Annotated in this window: 18 protein-coding genes and 7 pseudogenes; 9 read left to right on the top strand and 16 right to left on the bottom strand. The window is 63.5% G+C overall.

Annotation, left to right across the window (positions count from 1 at the left end; genetic code table 11):
- The first annotated feature begins 316 nt into the window (after nt 1-316).
- The 3 genes and pseudogenes from nadE (at nt 317) to Har1131_RS16165 (ending at nt 2,962) form a co-directional block, all read left to right on the top strand.
- A pseudogene (gene nadE, locus Har1131_RS22745) lies at nt 317-1,164 on the top strand (NAD(+) synthase).
- Nucleotides 1,165-1,310: 146 nt separating this feature from the next.
- Nucleotides 1,311-1,508 carry a 30S ribosomal protein S17 gene (locus tag Har1131_RS22740; protein WP_050038399.1) on the top strand — a complete coding sequence of 66 codons (198 nt, stop codon included), beginning with the start codon at nt 1,311-1,313 and terminating at the stop codon, nt 1,506-1,508.
- Nucleotides 1,509-1,627: 119 nt separating this feature from the next.
- The gene (locus tag Har1131_RS16165; protein WP_151147443.1) at nt 1,628-2,962 is read left to right on the top strand and encodes a 5'-deoxyadenosine deaminase; all 1,335 of its coding nucleotides are present in this window, start codon (nt 1,628-1,630) and stop codon (nt 2,960-2,962) included.
- Nucleotides 2,963-2,981: 19 nt separating this feature from the next.
- On the opposite strand, the gene Har1131_RS16160 is transcribed toward Har1131_RS16165, so the two are convergent.
- The 3 genes and pseudogenes from Har1131_RS16160 to yqeC all read right to left on the bottom strand — a co-directional run bounded on the left by Har1131_RS16160 (nt 2,982) and on the right by yqeC (nt 4,837).
- On the bottom strand, nt 2,982-3,362 hold the full coding sequence (locus Har1131_RS16160) for a Rid family detoxifying hydrolase (RefSeq protein ID WP_151104074.1): 381 nt from the start codon (nt 3,360-3,362) through the stop codon (nt 2,982-2,984).
- Between the two features lie 32 nt (nt 3,363-3,394).
- Nucleotides 3,395-4,011: pseudogene (locus Har1131_RS22735) on the bottom strand (nucleotidyltransferase family protein).
- A 46-nt stretch (nt 4,012-4,057) separates the two neighbouring features.
- Complete coding sequence (yqeC, locus tag Har1131_RS16150) at nt 4,058-4,837, bottom strand: selenium cofactor biosynthesis protein YqeC (RefSeq protein WP_151147437.1); 780 nt, start codon at nt 4,835-4,837, stop codon at nt 4,058-4,060.
- Nucleotides 4,838-4,931: 94 nt separating this feature from the next.
- Here yqeC and Har1131_RS16145 point away from each other — a divergent pair, with 94 nt between their 5' ends.
- Nucleotides 4,932-5,180: a sulfurtransferase TusA family protein gene (locus Har1131_RS16145; RefSeq protein WP_014031298.1), complete on the top strand. Its 249-nt coding sequence runs from the start codon at nt 4,932-4,934 to the stop codon at nt 5,178-5,180.
- Nucleotides 5,181-5,182: 2 nt separating this feature from the next.
- Nucleotides 5,183-6,223 carry a selenide, water dikinase SelD gene (gene selD / locus Har1131_RS16140; RefSeq protein WP_058990897.1) on the top strand — a complete coding sequence of 347 codons (1,041 nt, stop codon included), beginning with the start codon at nt 5,183-5,185 and terminating at the stop codon, nt 6,221-6,223.
- A 17-nt stretch (nt 6,224-6,240) separates the two neighbouring features.
- Here the strand turns inward: selD and yqeB are convergent, their stop codons facing one another.
- From yqeB to Har1131_RS16085, 11 genes and pseudogenes are all read right to left on the bottom strand, one after another.
- On the bottom strand, nt 6,241-7,821 hold the full coding sequence (gene yqeB / locus Har1131_RS16135) for a selenium-dependent molybdenum cofactor biosynthesis protein YqeB (protein WP_050038402.1): 1,581 nt from the start codon (nt 7,819-7,821) through the stop codon (nt 6,241-6,243).
- Nucleotides 7,818-8,063, bottom strand: a complete 246-nt coding sequence (locus tag Har1131_RS16130) for a hypothetical protein (RefSeq protein WP_023843018.1) — start codon at nt 8,061-8,063, stop codon at nt 7,818-7,820. Before Har1131_RS16130 ends, yqeB begins: the two co-directional genes overlap by 4 nt.
- Before the next feature lie 2 nt (nt 8,064-8,065).
- Nucleotides 8,066-8,419 (bottom strand): DsrE family protein, encoded by a 354-nt coding sequence (locus tag Har1131_RS16125; protein ID WP_014031294.1) that lies wholly within the window; start codon nt 8,417-8,419, stop codon nt 8,066-8,068.
- Nucleotides 8,416-8,787, bottom strand: coding sequence for a DsrE/DsrF/TusD sulfur relay family protein (locus tag Har1131_RS16120; RefSeq protein ID WP_014031293.1), 372 nt, complete (start codon nt 8,785-8,787; stop codon nt 8,416-8,418). Before Har1131_RS16120 ends, Har1131_RS16125 begins: the two co-directional genes overlap by 4 nt.
- A gap of 100 nt (nt 8,788-8,887) precedes the next feature.
- Nucleotides 8,888-11,366: pseudogene (locus tag Har1131_RS16115) on the bottom strand (xanthine dehydrogenase family protein molybdopterin-binding subunit).
- Nucleotides 11,363-11,932: a (2Fe-2S)-binding protein gene (locus tag Har1131_RS16110; protein WP_014031291.1), complete on the bottom strand. Its 570-nt coding sequence runs from the start codon at nt 11,930-11,932 to the stop codon at nt 11,363-11,365. Before Har1131_RS16110 ends, Har1131_RS16115 begins: the two are co-directional and overlap by 4 nt.
- A gap of 134 nt (nt 11,933-12,066) precedes the next feature.
- Nucleotides 12,067-12,426 carry a hypothetical protein gene (locus Har1131_RS16105; protein ID WP_014031290.1) on the bottom strand — a complete coding sequence of 120 codons (360 nt, stop codon included), beginning with the start codon at nt 12,424-12,426 and terminating at the stop codon, nt 12,067-12,069.
- Nucleotides 12,419-12,787, bottom strand: a complete 369-nt coding sequence (locus Har1131_RS16100; RefSeq protein WP_014031289.1) for a hypothetical protein — start codon at nt 12,785-12,787, stop codon at nt 12,419-12,421. The genes Har1131_RS16105 and Har1131_RS16100 overlap by 8 nt, the downstream gene beginning before the upstream one ends.
- Nucleotides 12,788-12,946: 159 nt before the next feature.
- Nucleotides 12,947-15,396 (bottom strand): annotated as a pseudogene (locus Har1131_RS16095) (xanthine dehydrogenase family protein molybdopterin-binding subunit).
- Nucleotides 15,389-15,967 carry a (2Fe-2S)-binding protein gene (locus Har1131_RS16090; RefSeq protein WP_175055174.1) on the bottom strand — a complete coding sequence of 193 codons (579 nt, stop codon included), beginning with the start codon at nt 15,965-15,967 and terminating at the stop codon, nt 15,389-15,391. The pseudogene Har1131_RS16095 and the gene Har1131_RS16090 overlap by 8 nt, the downstream one beginning before the upstream one ends.
- A gap of 203 nt (nt 15,968-16,170) precedes the next feature.
- Nucleotides 16,171-17,403 (bottom strand): Zn-dependent hydrolase, encoded by a 1,233-nt coding sequence (locus Har1131_RS16085; protein WP_050038406.1) that lies wholly within the window; start codon nt 17,401-17,403, stop codon nt 16,171-16,173.
- A 149-nt stretch (nt 17,404-17,552) separates the two neighbouring features.
- Here Har1131_RS16085 and Har1131_RS16080 point away from each other — a divergent pair.
- Nucleotides 17,553-19,267, top strand: a pseudogene (locus Har1131_RS16080) (amidohydrolase family protein).
- A 95-nt stretch (nt 19,268-19,362) separates the two neighbouring features.
- Here Har1131_RS16080 and Har1131_RS16075 read toward each other — a convergent pair.
- Both Har1131_RS16075 and Har1131_RS16070 read right to left on the bottom strand, forming a co-directional pair.
- Complete coding sequence (locus tag Har1131_RS16075) at nt 19,363-20,490, bottom strand: BMP family ABC transporter substrate-binding protein (protein WP_014031284.1); 1,128 nt, start codon at nt 20,488-20,490, stop codon at nt 19,363-19,365.
- A gap of 195 nt (nt 20,491-20,685) precedes the next feature.
- Nucleotides 20,686-21,836, bottom strand: a pseudogene (locus tag Har1131_RS16070) (BMP family ABC transporter substrate-binding protein).
- 307 nt (nt 21,837-22,143) lie between these two features.
- On the opposite strand from Har1131_RS16070, the gene Har1131_RS16065 reads away from it, so the two are divergent.
- The 3 genes and pseudogenes from Har1131_RS16065 (at nt 22,144) to Har1131_RS22730 (ending at nt 25,899) form a co-directional block, all read left to right on the top strand.
- A complete protein-coding gene (locus Har1131_RS16065; RefSeq protein WP_151147434.1) occupies nt 22,144-23,808 on the top strand; it encodes an ABC transporter ATP-binding protein in 1,665 nt (554 codons plus the stop codon).
- Nucleotides 23,808-24,908 carry an ABC transporter permease gene (locus Har1131_RS16060; protein WP_014031281.1) on the top strand — a complete coding sequence of 367 codons (1,101 nt, stop codon included), beginning with the start codon at nt 23,808-23,810 and terminating at the stop codon, nt 24,906-24,908. The genes Har1131_RS16065 and Har1131_RS16060 overlap by 1 nt, the downstream gene beginning before the upstream one ends.
- Nucleotides 24,908-25,899: pseudogene (locus tag Har1131_RS22730) on the top strand (ABC transporter permease). The gene Har1131_RS16060 and the pseudogene Har1131_RS22730 overlap by 1 nt, the downstream one beginning before the upstream one ends.
- Nucleotides 25,900-25,936 lie beyond the last annotated feature (37 nt).

The following is a 25,936-nucleotide window of genomic DNA, read 5'->3' as shown; positions in this document are numbered from 1 at the left end:
TACAATTGCTCTGAAAGCGCCCGTTCCCCCTCAGCAAAGGGTTAAAGATAAAACGATATACTGGATATAGTGAAGCGCACATCCGATTATAGTCACAAGAATATTGTGATATTGGTCAGATACCCGTATACAGTTTTGTATAACCATAGGTAATGTATAAGGTGTATCGAGGCTACCGAAGACACTCATGACGTTTGTCGACAACAGTTATACGACACCAGTGGCCTACGTTGTAGTATGATTAGGCTGGTTGGATGCACGCGTTCGGTAGTCGTATCTCCGAGCGTGCCTTGGGTAGCGGGGGAGGAGAAAGTCCGTGAGTAAAGCGACGCACCCTCACACGCTCACACTCCCGCGTGAGGACCACGGATTGGCGACGTCGAAGGCAGCGACCAGACGGATACAGGGAATCCTTCCGGTGTTCCTGGAGAACAAGATCACGGAGGCGGAGGCTAACGGACTGGTCGTTCCGCTCGACGGCAGCATCGAATCGACAGTTGCGGCGGCGCTGGCTGTCGACGGCATCGGGGCCGACTACGTGACTGGACTGGTGATGCCGGTACAGCTAAGCGACGAGGGGCCTGCTCGGACGGCTGAAACCGTCGCGTCGCTGCTTGACATCGACTGTCACCGGCTCAATCTGCAGCCAGTGCTGACGGCGTTCCAGCGAGTTGTCGGTGAGACCGGGGGCCGACCGACGACCTCGTGGCGATGCAAAACGCTGGCGAACGCTTCCGGATGGCGTGTAAGTACTACGTCGCAAACACCAGGAACGAACTCGTTGTAGGGACTGTCTCCCGGACTGACCGACTGCTGGGCTCCGTTGCGAAACACGGCGAGAACGGCGTGGACCTGTCGCTGTTTGGCGACCTCTATAGAACTGAGATCGAGGCCCTGGCTGCTGCACTTGCGGTTCCATCGGACCTCCTCGACCAGTCACCCCATCCAATGGAGCACACTGGGGCAACTGATGCGGCGGAACTGGGTATCGACCAGCGAGACCTCGACAGCGTCCTCCACTTCGCGATTGATAGAGGCTGTTCCGTGTCGGTGGTTGCCGACAAGGTCGGCGTCAGCGAATCTGTCGTTGAGCGTACGGTTCAGTGGTGTGCCAGTACGCGCCACAAGCGACACACGCCACCAAAGCCATCGATGGATAACTGACACTGTCGGCTGTTCGTCTGTGGCGTATTTCGCCACCCTCGGGGAGTCACAAATCTCTCGCAAGAGGGACAGCCAACAGTACGAGCCAAACGTGGTATTTCTGTGAGCAAAGCAGTTAACAGCCACACTCCGCGATTCTCACACCCATGCAGGCCGACCCTCAGGAGATAATCGACATCGGCGACAGGCTACTGTCGGAGTACCCCGAACTGTTTACTGAGCAGTACGAGACAAACACCCGTCTCGTTCAGCGACTTGCCAGCGTGGATTCGTTTCGTACCCAAACCAGACTCACCAGATACATCACCCATCAAAAACGGACACGGAACGGCTCGCAAAGATGAGGCCACTGCGAAGCACACGCGACACACGGAATGCCACACGTCTGTGGCCGGGTTGTCTGCACTCGGCGCTCGTCCCGATATGAGGACCTTCTTTATGTAGAGACCGTCTTGCAGGACGTATGTTACTCACTGGGACTGTCGTTGCGGATTCTGAGACTGTTCTGCAGGACGGGGCGGTCGTCGTCTCCGGGGACCGTATCGAGGCTGTGGGTTCACGTGCCGAACTCGAATCGCAGTACACCAACCACGAACACCAGTCCTACGACGTGCTGTTGCCGGGACTCGTCGGCGGCCACATCCACTCCGTACAGAGCCTTGGCCGTGGCATCGCCGACGACACGGAACTGCTCGACTGGCTATTCGACTACATTCTGCCGATGGAGGCCTCCTTGACCGCCGAGGAGATGGAAGTCGCGGCGAAACTGGGCTATCTGGAGATGATCGAAAGCGGGACTACGACCTGTATCGACCACCTCTCGGTCGCCCACGCGGACCGCGCCTTCGAAGCGGCGGGCGAGATCGGTATCCGTGGCGTGCTCGGCAAGGTGCTGATGGACCAGCGCTCGCCGGATGGGCTGCTGGAGGATACGCAGGCCGCACTGGAGGAGTCCGAGCGGCTCATTCAGCAGTATCACGGTGCCTACAACGACCGGATTCGGTACGCTGTCACCCCGCGATTCGCCGTCTCCTGTAGCGAGGCCTGTCTCCGGGGAGTGCGCGAACTCGTGGACAAATACGACGGCGTCCGCATCCACACCCACGCCAGTGAGAACCAGAGCGAAATCGAGACGGTCAAAGAGGATACCGGGATGCGCAACATCCACTGGCTCGACGAGGTAGGTCTCACCGGTGAGGACGTCGTCCTTGCGCACTGCGTCTGGACCGACGAGAGCGAGCGCGAAGTCCTCGCAGAAACGGGGACGCACGTCACCCACTGCCCGTCCTCGAACATGAAACTCGCCAGCGGCATCGCGCCGATCTGGGACTACCGTGACCGCGGTATCAACGTCGCCATCGGCAACGACGGACCGCCCTGTAACAACACGCTCGACGCGTTCACCGAGATGCGACAGGCGAGTCTCCTCCAGAAGGTCGATCAGCTAGACCCGACAGTGACGCCCGCGGCCGAGATCTTCGAGATGGCGACGCGCAACGGCGCGAAAGCCGCCGGCTTCGACGAACTCGGCGCGATTCGGGAGGGGTGGCGCGCCGACATCGTCGGTCTGGATACGGACCTTACGCGGGCGACGCCGCTGCACGACGTGCTCTCCCATCTAGTGTTTGCGGCCCACGGCGACGACGTCCGCTTCACGATGGTCGACGGGAACGTGCTCATGGAACACGGCGAGGTAACCACCATCGACGCCGACGCCGTGCGTGAAGGGGCCTCGACTATGGGGCTTGAGATGGACCTCGAAGACGAACGCAAGTCCGCACAGGAACAGAAGCCCTGAGTGGCCCTTGGCGGTGCCCTTACTCGCTCGTCGCGATTGCTTCGATTTCGACTCCCACGCCCTTTGGCAGGCTTGCGACCTCGACCGCGCTACGGGCCGGCGGCTCGTCGTCGAAAAAGCCGGCGTACGTGTCGTTCATCGACTCGAAATCGTCGATGTCGTCCAGATAGACGGTCACTTTCAACACGTCGCTCATCTCCAGTTCCTCCGAAGCTAGCACTGCTTCGACGTTCGATAACGCCTGTTCCGCCTGCGTCGCTATCGGTTCGTCGTCCAGCAGGTCGCCGTCTGGCGTCATCGGAATCTGGCCCGCGGTGAACACGAGCGAGCCGTTTGTCGTCGCCTGGCTGTACGCGCCGACCGCATCGGGTGCATCGGCCGTGCTGATGGTCCGTTTCATCAGTCGAATGTTCCACCATCAGTGTCTTAAATTTACAGGCTGTCGCGGCGGTCCGCGAATTCGGCGAGGTCAGCATCGGTATCGATATCCCAGTGGACGCCGGGGTCCTCGACCTCGATGAACGCTGTCCGCTCGGTGGCCTCGATGATATCTCGACCGCCGCGGTCGCCGGAGACTGAGGCGAGCGCATCGAAGTGGCAGCCGTCGAATAGCACGGGGTTGCCCCGCGTCCCTCGTGTTCGGGGACGACGACGGTTGCCGTCCCTGTACGGTACGCTTCGATAAGCTCCTCGATAGTTTCGGGCCGGACGAAGGGCATATCGCCCAGCAGGAACAGGGCGGCGTCCCAGCCGGATTCCTGTGCATAGTCGACTCCATGTCGAACCGACGCACTCTGGCCGGTCGCGTAATCGTCGTTATGACGAAGCGAAACTGAGAGCCCCTCCAGTGCCTCAGCGACGGCCACGCCCTCGTACCCAATGACGGCGACAAGGTCCGACAGCGATGACTCGCAAGCGGTTTCGGCTACCTGTCGGACGACTGCCCTTCCGCCGATGGTCGCCAGTAGTTTGTTACCCGGCTCGTACCGTGAACTCCGCCCAGCGGCGAGGATGACGCCGCCAACTTCGGTCCGGTGCTGCCCGCTCATCGTGGCCCTCGTTTCACGACGATACTGAGTAGTTCACCGACGTTCGTCACCGCTGGGCCTCCTGCACATCCGTTGCAGCGACGATCTCACAGATATCCGACGCGAACGACGTAATCACGCCCCGAGAACACCGCTCTGTTTGCGACAGTGCGTGGCTGAGCACGTCTCTGGCGGTACACCGCTGTGATTCGGTATCCGCTTTGTTGACTAGCGGTATCACAGACGCCCCGGCTGGCGCGTTTCGGAGCCCACCCTCAGGATTTGTGAGCACTGTCCCGACAGCCTCCGCGGTAATGGTGTCGCCCACATCGAGGCCCGTGATGTCCGCTACCCGCTCCGGTCGGTGGACCACGTCCGTCGTCAGCACTTCACCGACGGCGGCGACTGAGGCGACCGGAACGACGTGGCTCGCTGTCCCCGGTACGACCGGTTCCCCATCACCGGGCGCTTTGAACTCGCGCTTGCGTGCGCCGTCAGCCTTGACGAGCAGCCAGTCGAACAGTCCGGCGACGGATATCTGCTCGATAACGTCGGCGTCGAACCCACGAACCTTCCGGTCGACTCGCGCCGGATCGGCTACCTCCTCGCGAGCGAAGGCAACTGGCAGTTCGTGTGCGTGAAGGTCGGCCCGCCACTCGTCCGGGCCAGTGAGCGTCAGCGGCAGGTCAGGCGGCGGTGGCATCGCTGTCGTTGTCGTGTAACCCACGTCGTACCCCCTGTCGGTCCCTTCGGCGGTCAACTGTCCCATCGCGGTTTTCTTCCCACCGGCCCCGACAAAGGCGACAGCAGCGCTGGAACCCAGACCCAGCGCAGCAGCCAGATGCATACAGTCGCTCCGCGGGACACACAAAAATAGCTTGCCGGGGCAACAACGTGTGTCGCCGACAGCGTTTTTGTGATCTAGTGGCACACGTACCCGTATGCCCCGCGTAGACGTTCGTGGTGAAATCTGTCCCCGGCCGGCGCTCATTGTCCGGCAGGCGCTTTCAGACCTCGACCCTGGGGAGACGCTCGTCGTTCGAGGTGATTACCCACCGGCCGAAAAGAACCTGCGGCGGATGTGTACGACTCACGGCATCGACGTGACGACCGCAGAGACCGCCGGCGAGTCCGACGAGTTCGAACTCGAACTTCAGGTGACCGAGATGGCGTCGCTATCGGAGGCCTGAGTGTGGGCACCGATACGGCGGCTGATGGAGACGAGGAGACGACTCGCCTGACGGAGTACACGGAACTCCACGGCTGTTCCTGCAAAGTCGGCCAGAGCGATCTCGATTCGCTGCTCGCCGATGCCGGCCTCACGGGTGACAGCGACGCGCTGCTGTTCGGTGTCGGCGAGGACGCCGCCGCCCGGAAACTTACCGACGAGCTCGCGCTGGTCTCGACGGTGGATTTCTTCACGCCTATCGTCGACGATCCGTACGACTTCGGCCGTGTCGCGGCCTGTAACGCCGCCAGCGACGCGTTCGCCACGGGGGCCGTCGAGAACGTCGACTGCCTGGTCGTCCTCGGCCTCCCACGAGAACTAACCGACAGCGCGGCCTCAATCCTCGCCGGCATGGCCGACGCACTGGACGCGATGGACGGCGTCATCGCCGGCGGCCACACAATCATGAGTCCGTGGCCTTTCGCCGGTGGCGCCATCTCGGCGACAGCACGGCCAGACGCCCTGCTCACTTCGCAGGGGGCCAGCCCGGGCGACCGGCTCTACCTGACCAAACCGCTCGGGACACAGCCGGCTATGGGGGCGACCCGCGTGACCGACGCGCAGTTCGTTGAGACAGTCACCGACGCCGCTGACCGCCCGCTCGACAGTATTGCTTCGGAGGCCATCGCGTGGATGACGACCCCGAACCGGGACGCAACGCTGGCGTGCCGTGAATACGCGACAGCCGCGACCGACATCACCGGCTTCGGCCTCGCCGGCCAGAGCCGCGTGGTGGCCGACCGCTCGAACGTCGGTATCGAACTGACACACCTCCCGGTCATCGCAGGAACGCCCGCCCTTTCCACGCTTTTCGGATACGGGCTAACTGACGGGGAGAGCGCGGAGACCAGCGGCGGACTGTTCGTCTCTGTCCCGCCGGCCGCGACCGACGCCGTCGAAGCAGCGTTCGACGACGCCAGCGTGTTCTACCGAGCTGTCGGGCGTGTCACGGGCGGCAGCGGCGTTACGCTGGATGACCTGACCCTCGAAGAAGTCCGTTCCTAACGTCTAGTAGGAGCCTTCTACCGCAACCGAAGCGTCGCCTCCAGCACGCCACCGCCGAGGCACAGCGCCTTGTCGGAGATCTTCGCTGGGTCGACGGACTCGCCGCGGGGGTCGACGTCGCCGAGCTTTGTGCCCTCGCTGACGCCGAGGCCGCCGTGGACCAGACCGCGAACCAGCCCGTCTATCTCGGTCTCGACCGGCCGGTCGTCGACGGTGCCGACCACGTCGCCGGCTGTGACACTGTCGCCGATGGCGACCGTCGGAGTCCAATTACCGTCGACCGGGGAACGAAGCACCCGCTCGTGAGTGTAGCCGCGCCGTTCGCCGGGCTCGCCGTCGTATTCGCTCGCAGTCCCCTCGTAGAACACGCGGCCGAGTTCGTGCCCGCGGTCCGTTTCGACGACCGCGTCCACGTCCTCACCGGCCTCGAACCCCGGCCCCATCCCGACAACTACGTCGGCGTCTCCTCGACGCGTGCCGGTGTCGAACTTCCCTTTCGCCATGATAGCGTCGACGAGCACCGCGGCATCGAGTTCGTCGGCGACGGTTGCCTCTGGGTCGACGAGTACCGGGACGACATCCCCGGCGAGCAGTTCGAGCGCCTCGTCGACATCAGAAGCTGCCTGGCCGGTGACCCCCTCAACAGTCACCTCGTCCTCGTACAGCGCCGCACCGAAGGCGACCGCCCGCCGGACGACTGTCGGCTGTTCGACTTCGGTGACGATGACCGGGAAGCCGGCCTGCTGGAGCCGGTAGACCACGCCGCTCCCGAGGTCGCCACCGCCGCGGACAACGACGAGGTCGTCGAGGTTCAGGCGCGTCGCCCGCTCACCGGCGGCGTCGTGGCGGTCCATGGTGACCTCGGCGAGAATCGAGAGCGCGACGGCGGCCGGCCCGCTCCCGCCGAGGTCGAGCCCCACCGGCGTTCGGACCCGGCTGAGGTCCCGTCGGGCGTACCCCGACTCGGCGAGCGAGTCGAGGACGTGGTTGGCCTTCGCCTCGCTGGCGACGAGGCCGACGTAGCCAGCTTCGTCGTCCAGCGCCGTAGCGACGGCGTCCTGGTCGAACGTCCCGCTCCGCGTCGCAACGGCCACGGCTGTCTCGGTCCCCATCGACAGGTCGCCGAGCGCCTCGCCGTAGTCGCCGTGAATCACGTCGGTAGCGTCGGGAAACTGCCCCGGGTCGGCGTAGGCCTCGCGGTCGTCGACCACGGTGACGGCGTAGCCAAGTCGCTCCGCCAACGGAGCCAGCTCCGTGCTGATGTGGCCGCCGCCGGCGATGTAGAGCCGTGCCTGCCCGCGAACGCGGTCGATGAACACCTCCATCTCGCCGCCACAGACCATTCCCGTGTTGCCGCCGCGTTCAAGTTCGTACGTCCGGACGCCGGGGTCGTCGGTTCCCGAGAGTACTGACCGAGCGTCTTGGACGGCGAGGTGCTCGACTGTCCCGCCGCCGATGGTCCCGTACTCCTCGTCGTCGGTGACGACCATCTTGTCCCCCACGTCCCGCGGTGCACTGCCGTCCTTGCGGACGATGGTCAGCAAGGCCGCCGACTCTCCCTGCTCGGCCAGTTCGTCGATACGTTCGAACAGGCTCATACGAAGCTCTTCACCTCCTGTTCGACGATGGCAGCGACTACGTCGTCGTAGGGTATGGGGTCGATGTCCGGCGTGAGGTCGACCCCCCGTACGTCCACGTCCCTCGCGACCGCCGAGACTGGCGCGTCGATATCCGGCGAGAGGTAGACGCCGTCCTGAATGAGGACGACGTGCGCCTCTGGGTCCCCGGCGGCGGTTCGCAGTCCGATTTCGGCCATCGGCTTGTCGATGAGATACAACATTATCAGAAATCCAGTGTGTGGTCGGCGTCACGGATGCGGGCGGTGACGCGGTCGTCCGACCAGACTGTTACGTCGTCGGCGATTTCACCCTCGTCGACGCCGCGTTCGGCCATCGCCGCGCGGTCCGCGATCATCTGTCCGCCCTGTTCCGCTAAGTCGGCGACGTGCCCGCTCATGTTGAGCGCCTCGCGGCCGACAGCGTCCCGAGCGCCGTACACGCCGTCCTGGGTGAATATCACCGTCACGTCGTGCATATCGAAGCCAGCTGCGACGCCGCGGGCGGCACGCAGCCCCTCCGGGATGTGGACTCGGCCGCACGGAGCGCGGGTGAGCAACACGACGACATCTCGTTTCATAGCGAGACCACCCGGTCAGCCTCACCGATGATGTCCGCCAGGTCCGGAAGCAGCCCGACTTCGACGCCCTCGGGGTAGTCGGCCGGCGCATCGATTCCCCGCGCGTCGACACAGAGCCCGCAGCAGATGACGTCCGCGCCGTCCGCGATAAGCTCCTGAAACTTCTCTGTCGGCATCTCGTCGTACAGTCCGCTGTCCGAACAGCCGGGCAACGTCTGGTCGGCGACGGGGACAAGCGCGCCGTCGAGGTAGTGGAAGTAGCTCACCTCGTGGCCCTGGTCCAGCGCCGCCCGGCCCAGCTCGTAGGCGGTACGCCATCGCTCGCTGTCGAAGGGACCGCCTGTCAGCAGAAACCCGATGTACGCCATACTGTCGAGATTTCGCCGACCTGCTCTTAATAGTTTGCTCGACACAACAAAAAACACTCCGTGTGTGATATTAATCGGAAGAAAACTGTTCGAAACCAACTCACCCATCGTCAGCAGACTGCTCATCGAGTGCCGCCGTCACGTCTTCCGCAGTGAACGGTAGCTCGGTCAGCCGAACGCCGACAGCGTCGCAGATGGCGTTCGAGAGCGCCGGCGGGACGCCGTTCGTCGGGAGTTCCGCGATAGATTTCGCGCCGAACGGACCCGTGGGTTCGTGGGTCTCGACGAGGATGGTCTCCGTCTCGGGGTGGTCGGTCGTCCGTGGCATCCCGTACTGGCGGAACCCGAGCACTTCGGGGTTGCCCTCCTCGTCGAAGGTGAGGTCGCCGCTGGTGGCGTATTCGAGACTCATGTGCTCGCCGCCCTCTATCTGGCCCTCGACCAGTGCGGGGTTGATTGCGACGCCGCAGTCGGCTGCAAACACCAGCTTGTTGAGTTCGTACTCGCCGGTCTCCGTATCGACGGTCACGTCGACGAACTGCGCGCCGTAGGGCGGCGGGCTCTCGTCGGTCGAGTGGTTCCCGTCCCCGAGGATGTGTTCACGCTCGTCATCGCCGTAAGTGGCCTCGTAGCCGATCTCCTCCAGCGACACGCGGTTTCCGGTCCGTTCGCTGAACACGCCGCCGTCGCCGGTGTCGAGCACGTCCGGCGGCTCGTCGAGCAGTTTCGACCCCCACTCTAGCAGCCGCTCTTTGGCGTCCTCGGCGGCGTTCTTGACCGCGCGACCGCTGATGTATGTCGTCGAGGAGGCGTACGCGCCGTAGTCGAACGGCGTCAGGTCGGTGTCGGCAGCGATGACGACGACGTCCTCGGGAGTGCAGCCCAGCACCTCGGCGGCAATCTGGGAGAACATCGTGTCCGCGCCCGTGCCGGTGTCGACGCCGCCGACCTGCAGGTGGAAGCTCCCGTCCTCGTTCATCTGCACCTGCGCCGCGCCGAGTTCCTTGCCTGCGACACCGCTCCCTTGTGCGATGAGCGCCATTCCGACGCCGCGCTTGCGGTGGTCTTCGTCGGGCTGTTCGAGGTCGTCGTAGCCGATAGCCTCCCGTCCGCGGTCGACACATTCGCGGATGCCACACGAGCGAATCCGTCGAGTGAACCGGTCACCGTCTTTCAGGATAGCGACGCTCCGGTCGAGATCGCCCTCTTGGACCGCGTTCCGCAGGCGGAACTCGATGGGGTCGAAGTCGAGGCGGCGGGCCACCTCGTCCATGTGCGCTTCGACGGCGAAGTGGCCCTGTGGCGCGCCGTAGCCCCGCATCGCCGCGCCCATCGGAAGGTTCGTGTGTACCACGTCCCCTGCAAAGCGGACGTTCGGGACCCGGGGATAGAGGGGGAGTGGCTTCGTCCCGACGTTGTTCGCGACGGTCATGCCGTGGGTGCCGTAAGCCCCGAGTTCGACAGCGTGTAGAGGTCCATCGCCTCGATATCGCCCTCGTCAGTGACTGCAGTCCGCATCTGCATCTGCATCGGGTGTCGAAAGCGGAGCGCGGTGAACTCCTCCTGACGACTCATCTCCAGTTTGACCGGTCGGCCCGCCGCCAGGTGGAGCGCGAAGGCGATGGGTTCTATCGCCATCTCCTGTTTCGACCCGAACCCCGCGCCGATGCGCGGCTTCGTCACCCGTACGTCACGGATGGGCACGTCGAACAGGTGCGCTATCTGGCGGCGGGTGTGAAAGGGGACCTGCGTCGCTGTGATGAACGTGTGCCGGTCATCCTCGTCCGTGTAGGCGATGGTCGTGTGCGGTTCCGGGACGCAGTGGGACTGGTACGGCGTTTCCCATTCCGTCTTGATGACGTGCCGGTCGTCGTCGTTGCTGGCCCGCTCAAACGCCGCCTCCACGTCACCGAGTTCCCCCTCGAAGTGTGATTCGAGGTTTCTACTGTAGTCCGCGCCCGACTGCTTGTTCTCCACGTCGTCGGTCTCGAACAGTTGCGGGGCGTCTTCATCCAAGGCCTCCTCTGGGTCGAACACGGCGTCCAGTTCCCGGTATTCGACTTCGATTTTCCGTGCGGCGCGGTCGGCCGCTTCCGGGTCGTCGGCCGCCACAGCCGCGACCGGGTCGCCGACGAAGCGGACGTGCTCGCGCAACACTTTCAGGTCCCACGGGCTCGGCTCGGGATAGGACTGGCCCGAACTGGAGTACAGTTTGTCCGGGACTACGTCGTCGAACGGCGTGATGACGGCGTCGACGCCGTCCATCGCCTCGGCGGCGCTCGTGTCGACCGATTCGACGTAGCCGTGGGCGATGTCGCTGCGAACCACTTTCCCGTGGGCGAGGTCTGGAAACCGGTCGCGGTAGTCCGCCGTGTAACGGGCCTCCCGGTCACAATCTTCCGCGCGTCGTCTTTCTCCTCGTCCGCCGTGATGGTGTCGCGTTCGGATTTGGGCTTCCGGTCAGGTTCCCGTGCCACGTCCGCCTCTGACTCCTTCTCAGCTCCGGCAGGGGCCGCGTCTTCCACCCCTGTCCTGTCGGGCTGCTCGCTCGTCTCCCGAGCCCGGTCGAAATCGCTCACTGACCGCCCTCCATGCAGTCGCAGTCGTTGACTGTACACTCGGTCGAATTTGCGACCCTCTCGTTGCCTTCGACTGCCTTCCCACCGTCGGCGGCGACGGCTGTCCCGCCGTCCATCCGCTCGGCGGCGTCCAGCACCGCTTCGACGATTTTCTTGTAGCCGGTGCATCGACAGAGATTGTCCGACAGCGCTTCCCGGACCTCCTGCTCTGTCGGGTCCGTGTTCGCCTCTAGCAGCGCCGTCGAGCGCATTATCATCCCCGGAATGCAAAAGCCACACTGCAACGCGGTGTTGTCGACGAAGGCCTGCTGGACCGGATGCAGCTCGTCCTGCTCGCCCAGCCCTTCGATTGTCTCGACAGATGCGTCCTCTACGTTCATCACCGGCTCGACGCAGGATTTCACCGGCTCGCCGTCGACGTGTACCGTACAGAAGCCACACGCGCCGGTGTCACACCCCCGTTTCGCGCCGGTGTATCCGTTCCGCCGAAGGACATCGAGGAGCGAGTCGGACTTCGCTGCGTCGACCGTCCATTCCACATCGTTAATCTCCAGTTCGATTTCCATATGGCTCATCAGCTCGCTGGCTATGTCAGATACGTGACGAACAGAACGATAAATAGCTGTCGCGGGTGAGTGCCGTCACAAACCGCGACAAACCGCGTGTGTCGTTTATTTGCCCCTTCAGCTGACTGGGTCGGTCAGGCTGACTCGCGGTCGGTGTCGCCGGTAATGTACTCGGCACTTTGTCTCGTTACCGTGGCTGTGAACTCCGGGACCACCCGCCCCTGTGGATTCGATACCGCATCGTGTTTGACCGTGGCGAGCACCCAGGGCGAACAGTACGATTCTCTGTCCGGGTTGCCACCGGCTAACCAGTTGTCTCCAATCGCGATGTTATCCTGGAGGTCACTGAGTGTCAGTCCAGCACAGATGTACTCCTCCCCGCTGAATGGCAGTGCGTCTGCAGTAAGGACCAGCCACGGGCGGGGATTGTTGCCCCGGTTGTACGGGTCCGGGGCCCAGAACACGTCGCCGGAACTGTACCGACCGTTACCCATCGATGTCACGCGGGTCAACCGCGTGCTCCTGCCAGTCTTCGTAGGACGGTGTCTCACCGTCGGCCTCGTGTGCGGCGATGGCGGCAGCGGCGTGGGCCGTGGCGGTATCGACGCTTGCCTCGTGATCACTGATGCGCCAGTAGTTCCCACGGTGGTCGACTCGTCCCCGTTCACGCAGTCGGACGAGCGTTGGGCCGACAGAGCCTTTCTTGACACCAGTTTCAGCAGCGATTTCGCTCCGGGTAAACGCCTTCTCGGGGTTGTCACGGAGAAACGCAAGAATCGCTCCCGCGTTCGTCTCCGGCGAGGGCGTGTCGACGTCGTCCGGGATATCTTCGAACCGGTCCGCGCTGATTGGCATACCCAGGTGTTACGTACTGAGTATATTAAATATACTGCTGTACTGGACATACTGATTATACCGACAGCTACTATAGTTCATAATTTTAAACAAATAAACCAACAGGTGACTTCGGTAGCCTCAACTGCGGACAGAATAGGACCGAACTGGGGGACTTCCTCAGTCCTTGCGCTCGTCAAGCCTCGCCTTGATTTTTTCGGCGGTAATCGGCATCTCCCGGATACGGACGCCGATGGCGTCTCTGACGGCGTTGGACAGCGCCGGTGGGACCGTGTTGGTCGGGACTTCGGCGACCGACTTCGCGCCGAAGGGACCGGTCGGCTCGTGGGTCTCGACCAGAATCGACTCGATGGGCGGCGTCTCGGTCGCCGACGGCAGTCCGTACTCGTCGAAGTCAGTCACTTCCGCCCGTCCCTCGTCGTCGAGCGTGATCCCCTCGCTGACGGCCATCTCGTAGCTCATGTGGTTTGCGCCTTCGATCTGGCCCTCGGCCATGCCGGGGTTGATGGCGACGCCGCAGTCGACCGCGACGACCAGTTCGTGCACCTCGAACTCGCCGGTGGTCTCGTCGACGGTCACGTCGGCGAACTGCGCGGCGAAGGGCGGGGGACTCTCTTCGGTGCAGTGCGTCCCCTTCCCCAAGATGTGTTCGCGCTCGTCGTCGCCGTACGCGGCCTCGTAGCCGATCTCTTCGAGCGTGACCGAATCACCGCTGGTCTCGCTGTACACCGTCCCGTCGCCGGTTTCCAGATTATCGGTCGGCTCGCCGAGCAGTTTCGATCCCCAGTCGAGAATCCGCTCTCTTGCGTCCTCTGCGGCCTTCTTCACGGCCATACCGCTGATGTAGGTCGTCGAGGAGGCGTACGCGCCGTAGTCGAAGGGCGTCACGTCAGTATCGGCGGACTTGACGACTATGTCGGCCTCATCACAGCCCAGCACTTCGGCGGCGATCTGGAGGAACGCCGTGTCAGCGCCCGTCCCGATGTCGACGCCGCCGACCTGCAGGTGGAAGCTCCCGTCCTCGTTCATCATTATCTGGGCGGCCCCGAGTTCGTCGCCGGCGACGCCGGTCCCCTGCGCGGACAGCGCCATCCCGATGCCGCGGTGCAGATGGTCTGCGGCGGGCTGTTCGAGGTCGTCGTAGCCGATAGCGTCCTTCCCGCGTTCGATGCACTCGTCGAGGCCACACGACCGGATACGGCGCTCCGCGCCTTCGCCGCCCATCATCCCCGCGATCTCGTCGAGGTCGCCGACTTCCATGTGGTGTCGGCGTCGGAACTCGACGGGATCGAGACCGAGGTCGCGGGCGACCTCGTCGAGATGGCCTTCCAGCGCAAGCGTGCCCTGTGGCGCGCCGTACCCCCGCATCGCCCCGGTCTGGGGCGTGTTCGTGTGAACGATATCGGCCTCGAAGTGGACGTTCGGGACCTTCGAGTACAGCGGCAGCGGCTTGCTCCCGACGTTGCCCGCGACGGTCATGCCGTGGCTGCCGTACGCGCCGGTGTTCGAAAGCGCGTAGATGTCGATGGCTTCGATGTCGCCGTCGTCGGTGACGGCCGTCTTCGCTTTGACCTTCATTGGGTGCCGCGAGCGCATCGCGTAGAACTCCTCCCACGGCTGGCTTCGTACAGGACCGGGCGGTCGGTGGCAAGCGACAGCGCGAGCGGAATCGGCTCGACGACCATCGCCTGCTTGCCGCCGAAACCGCCGCCGACCCGCGGCTTCGTCACGCGGATATCACGGATCGGGATGTCGAACAGGTGGGCGAGCTGTCTGCGGGTGTGGTTCGGCACCTGCGTGCTGGTGATGAGGACGTGGCGGTCGTCCTCGTTCGTGTAGGCCAAGGAGGTGTGTTTCTCGACGTTCGCGTGAGACTGTCGGATCGTCTCCCATTCGGTCTCGTGGACGTGGGTCTCGCCGTCGAGCGCCGCGTCCACGTCTCCGAGTTCGCCCTCGATGTGGGCCATCCGGTTGCGGTCGTAGTCGTGGCCGACAATCTCGTTCTCGACCTCGCCGTCCTCGAACAACTGCGGCGCGTCCTCGCCGAAGGCGTCCTCCGGGTCGGTGACGTAGTCGTACTCCTCGTACGACACCTCGATAGCCTCGACGGCGGCGCTCGCGGTTGTCCGGTCGTCGGCTGCGACGGCGGCAATCGGGTCGCCGATGTAGCGGACGTGCTCGTTCAGAACGTCCATGTCCCACGGGCTCGGTTCGGGATAGGACTGCCCGGCGCTGGTGTATTTTGCGTCCGGCACCGCGTTGGATTCCGGTGTCAGGACCGCGTCGACGCCGTCCATCGCCTCGGCCGCGCTCGTGTCGATATCGGTCACGCGGCCGTGTGGGATTTCGCTCCGGACGACCGCTGCGTACGCCAGGTCCGGATACCGCGCCTCGTAGTCGGCGGTGTACTTCGCCTGCCCGGTGACGAGCTTTCGATCGTCGTACTTCTCCGTCCGGTGGGAGACGCTGTCGCGCTCGTCGGGGGCCTTGTCGTTGTTGTCGGGTTCGTCCCATTCGAGAGGGTGCTCCTCGAACCGTTCGTCTTCGACAGTCTCTGACTGTGAGGCCGTGCCGCCGTCGGCCCTGGCTGTCTCGTCGTCGTCACTCATCGCAGCCACCTCCACAGCAGCCGGTCGACTCGGCTCTGCGCGGGGGCCCATCGACCGACCGGCCGCCGTCCGCGGCAACCGACTGCTCCCCCTGCATTCGTTCTGCTGCGTCCAGAACGGCTTCGACCGGCTTCTGATAGCCGGTACAGCGACAGATGTTGTCGTCCAGCGCCTCCCGGACTTCCCGCTCGGTTGGGTCTGGGTTCGAATCCAGCAGTGCCACCGCCTGAATTATCATCCCTGGGATACAGAACCCGCACTGGACGGCGAAGTTGTCGACGAACGCCTGCTGCACCGGGTGCAGGTCGTCCTGTGTTCCGAGCGCTGCGACGGTCTGTATCTCACTCCCGTCGGCGTCCGCCGCGGCCATTCCGCAGGCCATGCGCACCTCGCCGTCGACGAACACCTTCGATGCGCCGCAGGCTCCGCCGTCGCAGCCACATTTCACGCCGATGTAGCCGTGTTGTCTCAAAACCGTCGCCAGGTCCTCCGCCGACCCGGCTTCGACTCTCGTTCGCTCGCCGTTGATTGTGAGTTCAATATCCACAGAGTACCCTCCAGTTTTCGGCATGCATTACGGATACACGCCTGTTAGTGAACAGGTGTGCAACACCATCTCATATATGTATGGTTCACAGGTGTTTGATCGCAGTGTTGCCAGACGAAGCCGCGGGTCACCAGCAGACAACAGGCTGACACAGCTGCGACAGACAAGACAGTCGCTGTGTGACGTGTGCCAGATGTGTGATATTCACACGCTTGGAACGGAACGGCTCACTCGGCGGCCTTCGTCTGCACAGCGTTCAGCAGTACCTCAGTCCCGGTGACGATGTCATCCCATTCGGTGAATTCGCTCTCGCGATGGCTGATTCCGTCGACGCTTGGAACGAAAATCATGCTCGTCGGAGCTATCTTGTTGAGGTAGTTCGCATCGTGGCCCGCGCCGCTGACCAGTCGCGTGTACTCACAGCCGACCGTCTCGGCGGCCTCAACGACTGTGTCAATGCAGCCCTGATCGAACGGGTCCGCGTCGACCCGCATTATTTCCTCTATCTCGTATTCAAGGCCTTCGCGCTCGGCCGCGTGGGCAACCTCTTCCCTGATCTGTTCGACGGCCGCGTCGACCACGGCATCGTCGTACGAGCGGAAATCGAGCGTGAACTCTACGCGTTCGGGGATGACGTTGATGGCGTTCGGCCAGACGTCGACGCTGCCGACCGTGCCGACGAGGTCCGTTCCCTCGGTCGCCGTGATCCGTCGGACCGCGCGGGTTACGTCCGCCGTCGCCACGAAGGCATCGTGGCGCATATCCATCGGCGTCGGTCCGGCGTGGTTGGCCTGCCCCTCGAAGGTGACGTTCAGCCAGGCAAAGCCGAACACGCCCTCGACAGCGGCGACGGGGATGTCCTGCTGTTCGAGAAACGGCCCCTGCTCGACGTGCATCTCAAAGTAGCAGTGGATATCATCGGCTTCACAGGGTGTTTCGCCCTTGTAGCCGATGCGTTCGAGCTCCTCTCCGAACCGCTTTCCGTCCTTGTCTTCGCGCGCGTAGGCGTAGTCGAGGTCGAAGATATCACAGTAGACACCGCTGCCGAGCATATCCGGCTGAAAACGGACGCCCTCCTCGTTGCTCCAGGCAACGACCTCCAGTGGACGTTCGGTCGTCACGCCGGCGTCGTTGAACGCCTCGATGACTTCCAATCCACCGAGGACGCCGATAACGCCGTCGTACCGCCCGCCGTTGTACTGGCTGTCGATGTGTGACCCGATCAGGACCGGCGCGGCGTCGCTGTCAGTTCCCGCCCGCCGACCGAAGATGTTGCCCATCGTATCGATACGGACTCCCAGCCCGGCCTCGCGGAACCACTCGACGAGCGTATCACGGGCCGCCTTGTTCTCGTCGGACAGGCTCGGCCTGTTCACGCCGCCCCGTTCTGTCGCGCCGATCTTGTTGAACGTATCGAAGCGCCGTCTGAACCGCTCGCTATCGAGACTGACGGATGGCATTGCGTAGCTGTTCCGCGGTGTCGTCTTGAAGATTGTGTCGGGGTGGCCCCACACAGATCGACAGACACGGTGTGGCACGCGCTCGCCCCCTGTCACACACGGTTGAGACCACCGAAAGAGCCAAACGACCGTTCCGCGAGTCAGCAGACATGACCGAGCTGAGTGCCGCGTCCATCGCGTTCAGAGACGCGCGGGTGCTGGACGGGAGCGGTCGCCCTCCGTTCACTGCGAGCGTGCGTGTCGCCGACGGTCGAATCGATGCAATCAGCGATGCCCCGCTTGACGCAGACCGCGTCGTCGACCTCGACGGGTCGTTTCTCGCGCCGGGGTTCATCGACATGCATGCGCATTCGGAACTGCGGCTGTTCGACCATCCCGGGGCCGAGGAGAAACTGACGCAGGGAATTACGACGGAAGTTCTCGGCAGGACGGGGTCAGCGTCGCCCCGGTGCCACCGAACCTCACCGACGAATGGGCACAACGGGTCAAATCACTCGACGGCACGCTCGGCGAAACGTGGCCCTGGCACACCGTTGACGGCTACCTCGCGGCGCTCGAATCCGTCGAGCCCGCTGTCAACTGCGCGTACTACGCCCCCCATGGCAACATCAGGTCGATGTTGGCCGGGTTCGAGGACCGCCCGCTCGGCGGTGAACACGTCGTCGCCGCCGGGCCAGTCACCAGTCGACGGCTGGACAGACCAACGTCCGACCACGACACAGCGCCCGGTGAACTCGATGCGATTCGACAGGAACTCGAGGTAGCGCTGGAAGAAGGCGCGTTCGGCATGTCCAAAGGGATGATATACCCACCGAGCTCGTACGCCCGCGACGACGAACTGGTGGCGCTCGCGGATACCCTCGCCAAGCGCGACTCGTTTATGATCTCCCACGTCTGGAACGAGACGGACCGCGTGGTCGAATCTATCGACCGATATCTCGACATCTGTCGGCGCGGCGGCTGTCACGCCCACGTCTCACATCTCAAGGTCGGCGGCCAGCAGAACTGGGGGGATTCCGAGGCCGTGCTCGACCTGTTCGACGATGCCGCCGCCCGGGGCCAGCGGGTCACCTTCGACCAGTACCCCTACACGGCCGGGTCGACGATGCTCACCGCGCTGTTGCCGCCGTGGGCACGGCAGGGCGATTCGGAGGCCATCCGTCACCGTCTCAACTCCGCGGCAGTCCGGGACCGTATCGCCGCTGACATCTCCCAGCCGGGTGACTGGGAGAATCTCGCGTACGCCGCTGGATCGTGGGACAATATCCTCGTGACGCGGACTGGGAGCGGCCGCTATCAGGGTGATACTATCGGGGATATCGCCGCCGAAACCGGGCGCGACCCGGTCGACGCGATGTGTGACCTGCTCGTCGCCGAAGAACTGGACGTGACGATGGCCGACTTCGTGATGGCCGAGGAAGACATCGAGCGGTTCCTCGCGGACGACCGCGGCACGTTCTGTACGGACGGTATCTTTGGCGGGAAACCCCACCCGCGGGCTATCGGGGCGTTCAGTCGCATTCTCGAACGGTACGTTCGTGAGCGGGACGTGCTCTCGCCGGAACTGATGGCATACAAGGCCGCGGGACATCCGGCCGATATCCTCGGTCTCAGGGACCGCGGGTACGTCCGCGAGGGGTACGTCGCGGACCTCGTGGCCTTCGACCTCGACTCGGTGTCGGCGAACGCGACCTACGAGGACCCGTTTCAGTTCTCCGATGGAATGGCGTACGTCCTCGTCGGCGGCCAGGTTGCGGTCCGGGACGGCGAACTGACCGGGGAGCGAAACGGCGACGTGCTTCGCTCCTATGAGGAATGGGGTGGTGCGACCCGTCCGGCACTCGACCGTGCTGCTGATGACTAGATGGCCGCCCTGTCGGCACCCGATTGATTGGCTTGCCTGCTAGCCACCGCTGTGGCAATCCGTGGCTGAAATACGACCGCTGAGGTCGGACTGTCTTACTCCGGCACGTCGGCGTCGACGGCGTCGACGAAACTGTTCATCTCCTGGAACAGGAATTCGTCGCTCTCACCCTCGAACTCGGAGCCGGCCCAGACGTCGAGTTCGCCGTTGACGATTTGCTCTTCCGTCTCGGCGACGGTGTCTTTGACTTCCTGTGGGACCTCCGGTCCCCACTCGTCGAGTGCAGGGAGGTTCGTCTCCATGCCGCCCCAGAAGGCATCGGCTTCCCAGGTTCCGTCCCGGACTGCGGAGATGGTCGGGTCGTACACCTCTTCCCAGTTCCACACCGGGGAGACGAGGTAGTTGTCGCCGCCGAACTCGCCCATCGGCGCGTTGTAGCCGGAGGCCCACACGTCCGCCTCGTTTGCGGCCCTGACCGGAGCAGGGGAGTCCTGCTCTTGCGAGATGACGTCACACCCTTCATCGATAAGCGAGTTGGCCGCCTGCTTTGAGGTCTGGGGGTCGAACCACGCGTTGACCCACCGGATTTTGAATGTCGCGTCCGGGTTCACCGACCGCGCGCCGAGCGCCATCGCGTTGATCGAGCGGATGACTTCGGGGATCGGGAAGGCGGCGACGTAGCCGATAGTGTTGTTCTCGGTCACCATTCCGGCTGCCTGACCGGCCAGATACCGGGGCTGGTAAATCCGGCCCATGTACCGTCCCATGTTCTCCCGGGTGCGATAGCCGGTCGCGTGTTCGAAGTACGTGTCGGGGTACTGTTCCGCAATGTTGAACATCGGGTCCTGGTAGCCAAACGTCGTCCCGAAGACGATGTCGGCGTCACCCTGCGCGTACTGCTCGAAAACGCGCTCCGAGTCTTCAGGCGCGACAGCCTCCGTGTACTCGGTTTCCAGCCAGTCGTATTTCTCGTCGACCGCCTTCCGCCCCTCGTCGTGTGCATGGGACCAGCCGAGGTCGCCGACCTCCGAGATGTACACCCAGGCAGCAGTCACCGAGTCTGACCCGGAGCCTTCGTCGCTACCGGTCGTAGTGCCATCAGTCGAATCACCGTCGTCGCTCCCGCTGTCGCCACCACTACAGCCGGCTAGCGCGGTTACCCCTGACGCCCCGATGGCACCCAGCATCTCCCGCCGCGATATCGTTCGGTTGGTATTCACCATTACTGAACTGAGTAGACGTAGCGAAAACTCCTACTTAAGAGATACCATCTTTGATCTTACAGCGAACAAATATATTTGCGTGAACGTGACCGAAAATCGTCTTCGTGGCTCGATACTACTACGACCGTGGTCACAGCCGTCTGAAAGGCCCCAGCAACTGCAGATGAGTACGTCAGCTGTGTGCCGGTGGCAGAATCAGTTCGGGACCTCCCCCTCGACAGCGTCGACGTAACTGCTCATCTGCTGGAAGAGGAACTCGTCGCTCTCGCCTTCGAACGCCGAGTCGGCCCAGACGTCTCGCTCGCCGTTGAGTATCGCCGACCGCGACTCCGAGACGGTGTCTTTCGCTTCTTGGGGCACATCCGGTCCCCAGTCGTCCAGGCTACAGATGCCCGAGTCGATACCCTCCCAGTACGCGTCGGACTCCCAGGTGCCATCCCTGACAGACTCGATAGTCGGGCCGTAGAACTCTTCCCAGTGCCAGATCGGGGACGTGAGATAGTTCTCGCCGGCGATGTCGCCCATCGGGGCGTCGTAGCCAGTCGCCCAGATACCCGCATCGGAGGCCGCACGGAGTGCAGCGGGGGAGTCCTGATGCTGGGCCATCACGTCGACGTCTTCGTCCAGCAGGGCGTTCGCCGCCTCGCTCTCGGTTGGCGGGTCGAACCAGGAGTTCGTCCATCTGACCTTCAGCGTCGCGCTGTCGTTGACTGACGCAGCCCGAGCGCGTAGGCGTTGATGCCACGGATGACCTCGGGAATCGGGAATGCCGCCACGTATCCCAGCGTATCTGTCTCCGTGACGGTACCGGCGGCCTGTCCGGCGAGATATCGAGGCTGATAGATCCGGCCCATGTACCGGCCCATGTTCTCCATCGTCAGGTAGCCGGTGTTGTGTTCGAAGTACGTGTCGGGGTACTGCTCCGCCACGGCCGCCATCGGGTCCTGGTACTCGAACGTACAGCCGAAGATGATGTCGGCGTCACCCTGTGCGTACTGTTCGAACACCCGCTCGGAATCAGCGGGGGCGACAGCCTCGGTGTACTCCGTCTTCAGCCAGTCGTATTCTTCTGCGACCGCCTCCCGACCCTCGTTGTGGGCCCAGGACCAGCCGAGGTCCCCGACCTCCGAGTTGTACACCCAGGCGGCCGTGACCGAATCCGTTCCGGACCCGCCGTCACTACCGGTTGTGGTCCCGTCAGCAGCCCCGCCATCGGCGGTGTCGGTGGCTGCTTCGCCATCGCCTCCGTCATCACCACCGCTACAACCGGCGAGTCCGGTAATTCCTGCTGCCCCAAGTGCTGTCAGTAGCTCCCGTCTCGATTTGGCGTGTTTCTTGTCAACCATTCACTATCCGGATTCCCATTGCAGAAACAATCACTTAAATTGTCCCGTTCGTGCAGCTTTTTCTACCCTATTATCAATATATGTGCCACAAAACCAAATCTATCATACGTATATGGTGATTATCTGCAGCATATGTCTATCCTACTGGCTGTCACGACAGACTGGATGGACGTCGACAACGGACGCTAACACATAACAACTGATACTTGGCAAATGTCCGGCATTTCCCGTTCTGGACGGCGAATATGGCTACCTTTGGAAACAATTATGCCACTACATTGTTGATACCCGGCCAAGATCAGAGAGCATGTCCGAACACACCACGCTCAGGATGGAGGGGATTCTGAAGGAGTTCCCCGGGGTCGTCGCCAACGACCACGTCGACCTCTCCGTCGAGCGCGGGGAAATTCACGGCCTCCTCGGCGAAAACGGCGCGGGAAAAAGCACGCTGATGAAGATTCTGTACGGGCTCTACTCTCAGGACGACGGCGATATCTATCTCGACGGCGAGCGGCTCGACCTGGAGTCGCCACAGGACGCTATCGACGCCGGGATCGGGATGGTCCACCAGCACTTCATGCTGATACCACGCCTGACCGTCGCCGAGAACGTCGTGCTCGGTGAACGTGAACCGGCCACAGCGTTTCGCAGCGATGCCGAGGACAGCTGGCTCCCGGCGACGGTCCGGAACAACAGCCTCGTCCAGTCGCTCGCCGGCCAGTTCTCGCTCGGTCTCGACGTCCCCGAGCAGCGGATTCAGGACCTGGCGGATCAGTACGGGTTCGACATCGACGTGAGCGCAAAGATCTGGGAACTCGATGTCGGCCAGCAACAGCGCGTCGAGATACTCAAGGCGCTGTACCGGGATGTCGACCTCCTGATTCTCGATGAACCCACAGCAGTCCTTACGCCGACCGAGGCCGAGCGGCTCTTCGACTCGCTCGAACGGCTGACTGACGAGGGACTCTCGATAATCTTCATTACGCACAAGCTCACCGAGGTCGACGCCATCGTCGACCGCGTAACGGTTCTCCGGGAGGGAGAAAACGTCGGCACCGCCGAGGTGTCGTCAGTCTCCCGGGCAGACCTCGCGGAGATGATGGTCGGCCGCGAAGTGCTGTTCGAAATCGACAGGGACGCTGTCGACCTCGGTGAGCCGGTTCTGCGCGCACGCGGGGTTGAGGCCACCGATAACCGAGATATCGAAGCTCTCTCCGGTATCGACCTGACGGTTCGGCAGGGCGAAATCGTCGGTATTGCGGGCGTAAGCGGTAACGGCCAGAAGGAACTGGCCGAGGTCCTGGCCGGCATCCGTGACGTGACAGCCGGCGAGTTAGTGGTCAACGGCGAGGACATCACTGGCGCGAAACCGAAGACGTTCGTCGACAGCGGCGTCTCGTTCGTCCCCGAGGACCGACTCCAGTACGGCTGTGCCGAGGACCTCTCGGTGATGCACAACGCCACGATGAAAGACTTCAGGGACGGCCGGTTCGGCGACCGGCCGTTTTTGGACTACGGGGAACTCCGGAAGTACGCCGAGACGCTGGTCGAGGAGTTCGATGTCCGCGGTGTCAGCGACGTCACCGAGACCAACGCCGGCGACCTCTCCGGTGGGAACCTCCAGAAGCTCATCCTGGCCAGGGAAATCTACCGCGACCCCGATCTGCTCATCGCGAACCAACCGACCCGTGGCGTCGACGTCGGGGCAATCGAGTTCATCAGGGAGACACTGCTCGAACAGCGCAAGGCGGGCACGGGTATTATCCTGCTCTCTGAAGACCTGGACGAGATTTTCGACTTGAGCGACAGAATTCTCGTCGTGTACGAGGGCGAGTTCGTCTACGAAACGACACCGGCCGAGGCCGACCGGGAACGGATCGGTCTGGAGATGACCGGCGGAGGTGGGGACGACGCCAGTGAGACGGCTTCGTCGCCGCCTCAGTCCGTGGCCACACAGGAGAGTGAGAGCTGATGAATGTCGCAGTCAACGTCGACGCACGCGAGGAGATTCCCGCCTGGCTTGCCTACGGGACGCCCGTGTTCACCGTACTGGCCGCGCTGGCGGTGAGCGCCGTCGCGCTGGTCGTCCTTGATGTAAATCCCGTCGCGGCGTACGCGACGATGTTCGTCGACACGCTCTTTACCGAGTTCGGCCTCACCGAGACGCTGACGAAAGCGGTGCCGCTGATTCTCACGGGACTGGCGGTGTATCTCCCGCTGAAAGCGGGACTGTTCAACATCGGTGCCGAGGGACAGCTCGTCGCCGGTGCACTCGCCGGGACCTGGATCGGGCTGAACGTCTCGCTTCCGGGGCTCGCACTGGTCCCGCTGATGTTCGTCGCCGCAGCCGTGGCCGGCGGTATCTGGGCGGGCATCCCGGCGTACCTGCGTGCGAAGTGGGACGTCAACGAGATCATCACCTCGCTACTGCTGACGTTCGTCGCCCTCGAAATCCAGAGCTACTTGCTCCGGGGACCGATGCAGGGCGGGACCGGGAACTTCCCGCAGTCCGAGCGGTTCTCCGAGGCCGCGACGATTCCGGAACTGGTCAGCGGGGTCCACGCCGGCTTACTGGTCGCCGTCTGTATGGTCGTGGTGACCTACGTCCTGATGACGCGAACGCGACTCGGGTTCGAAATCACGTTCGTCGGCTCGAACGATGCGGCCGCACAGCAGGCGGGGATGAGCAAGTTCTACGTCTACCTCCTGGTGTTCGTCGTTGGCGGTGCGTTCGCGGCCATGGGCGGCATCAGTGAAATCGCCGGCGCACAGGGTCGCTACCGCGCCGGGTTCGAACCCGGATACGGCTTCACCGCCATTCCGATCGCGCTGCTCGGCCGCAACAGCGCGCTCAAAGTGCTGCTCGCGGGGCTGTTCTTCGCCGTGCTGTTCGTCGGCGGGTCGAGCATGGAAGTGGCGTTCGGCGTGCCCGCGGCGCTGGTCGAGATCATCCAAGCGCTTGTCATCCTCTTTCTGATCACTGCGGAGTTCTTCAAGAGCTACCGTGTCGGTATCGACGTAAAACGCGGGCCAGCGGAGACGCCGGCCCAGCCACAGCGGGGTGACGACTGATGGTGAGCTTCATCGCCGGGCTGCTCGATGCCACCGTTCAGGCGGCGACCGTGCTCCTGCTGGCCGGGACGGGGGAACTCCTCAGCGAGCGGGCGGGCGTCCTCAACCTCGGCGTCGAGGGCATGATGCTCGTCGGCGCGCTCGGCGGGTTCATCACTACCGTCGTGACGGGGAGCCACTGGCTCGGATTCGGCGTCGGCATCCTCCTCGGGATGGTGCTTGCGCTGGTCCACGCGTTCCTCTGTATCACGCTGAAGTCGAACCAGGTCATCAGCGGCGTCATGCTGACGCTGCTGGGGGCGGTCTGACGACGTTCTTCGGCTCTGGCTGGGTCGAGGAATCAATCGACGGCTTCCCACAAATGACGCTCCCGCTCGTCGGACAGTACCTCGTCGATATCCCGGTCATCGGTGAGGCCTTTTTCCGGAGCACGGCGACGGACTACCTCGCACTCGGCCTGCTGGTCGTGGTTTGGTACTTCCTGCACCATTCGAATCTCGGGCTGGAAATGATAGCCGTCGGCGAAGACCCCGAGATGGCGGACACGATGGGCGTGTCCGTGTTCAGACTGCGGTATCTCGCGGTACTCATCGGCGGCGGGTTCGCCGGCGCGGCTGGGGCACACCTCTCGCTGGCGTTCTCACAGCTCTGGGTGCCCGGCATGACCGCGGGCCGGGGCTGGATCGCCGTCGCGCTGGTTATCTTCGCACAGTGGCGGCCCCGCCGGATGCTCGTGGGAGCGTATCTGTTCGGCCTGCTCGACGCGCTCCGCATTCGCTCGCAGTCCATCTCGCTGACGGTGGGTCCTGACGCGCCGCTCGCCGGGGTCATCAACCCCGTCGTCGAGTTCCTCATGAACCCACAGATCATGGGGACGTACCCGTATCTGGCGACGATTCTCGTACTGGCTTACGCCGTCATCCGGACCAAGAGCGACCAGCTCGCGGTTCCCTCGGCGCTGTTGCAGTCCTACAGCCGCGAGACGGATTAACGGATAGTCGGGTACGGGCCGAAACGAGCGGCCACAC

The sequence above is a fragment of the Haloarcula sp. CBA1131 genome, from assembly GCF_008728975.1.
Classification (GTDB): Archaea; Halobacteriota; Halobacteria; order Halobacteriales; family Haloarculaceae; genus Haloarcula; species Haloarcula hispanica.
The sequence above is the reverse complement of the archived record's forward strand: the minus strand, read 5'-3'. Positions and strand labels throughout refer to the sequence as shown.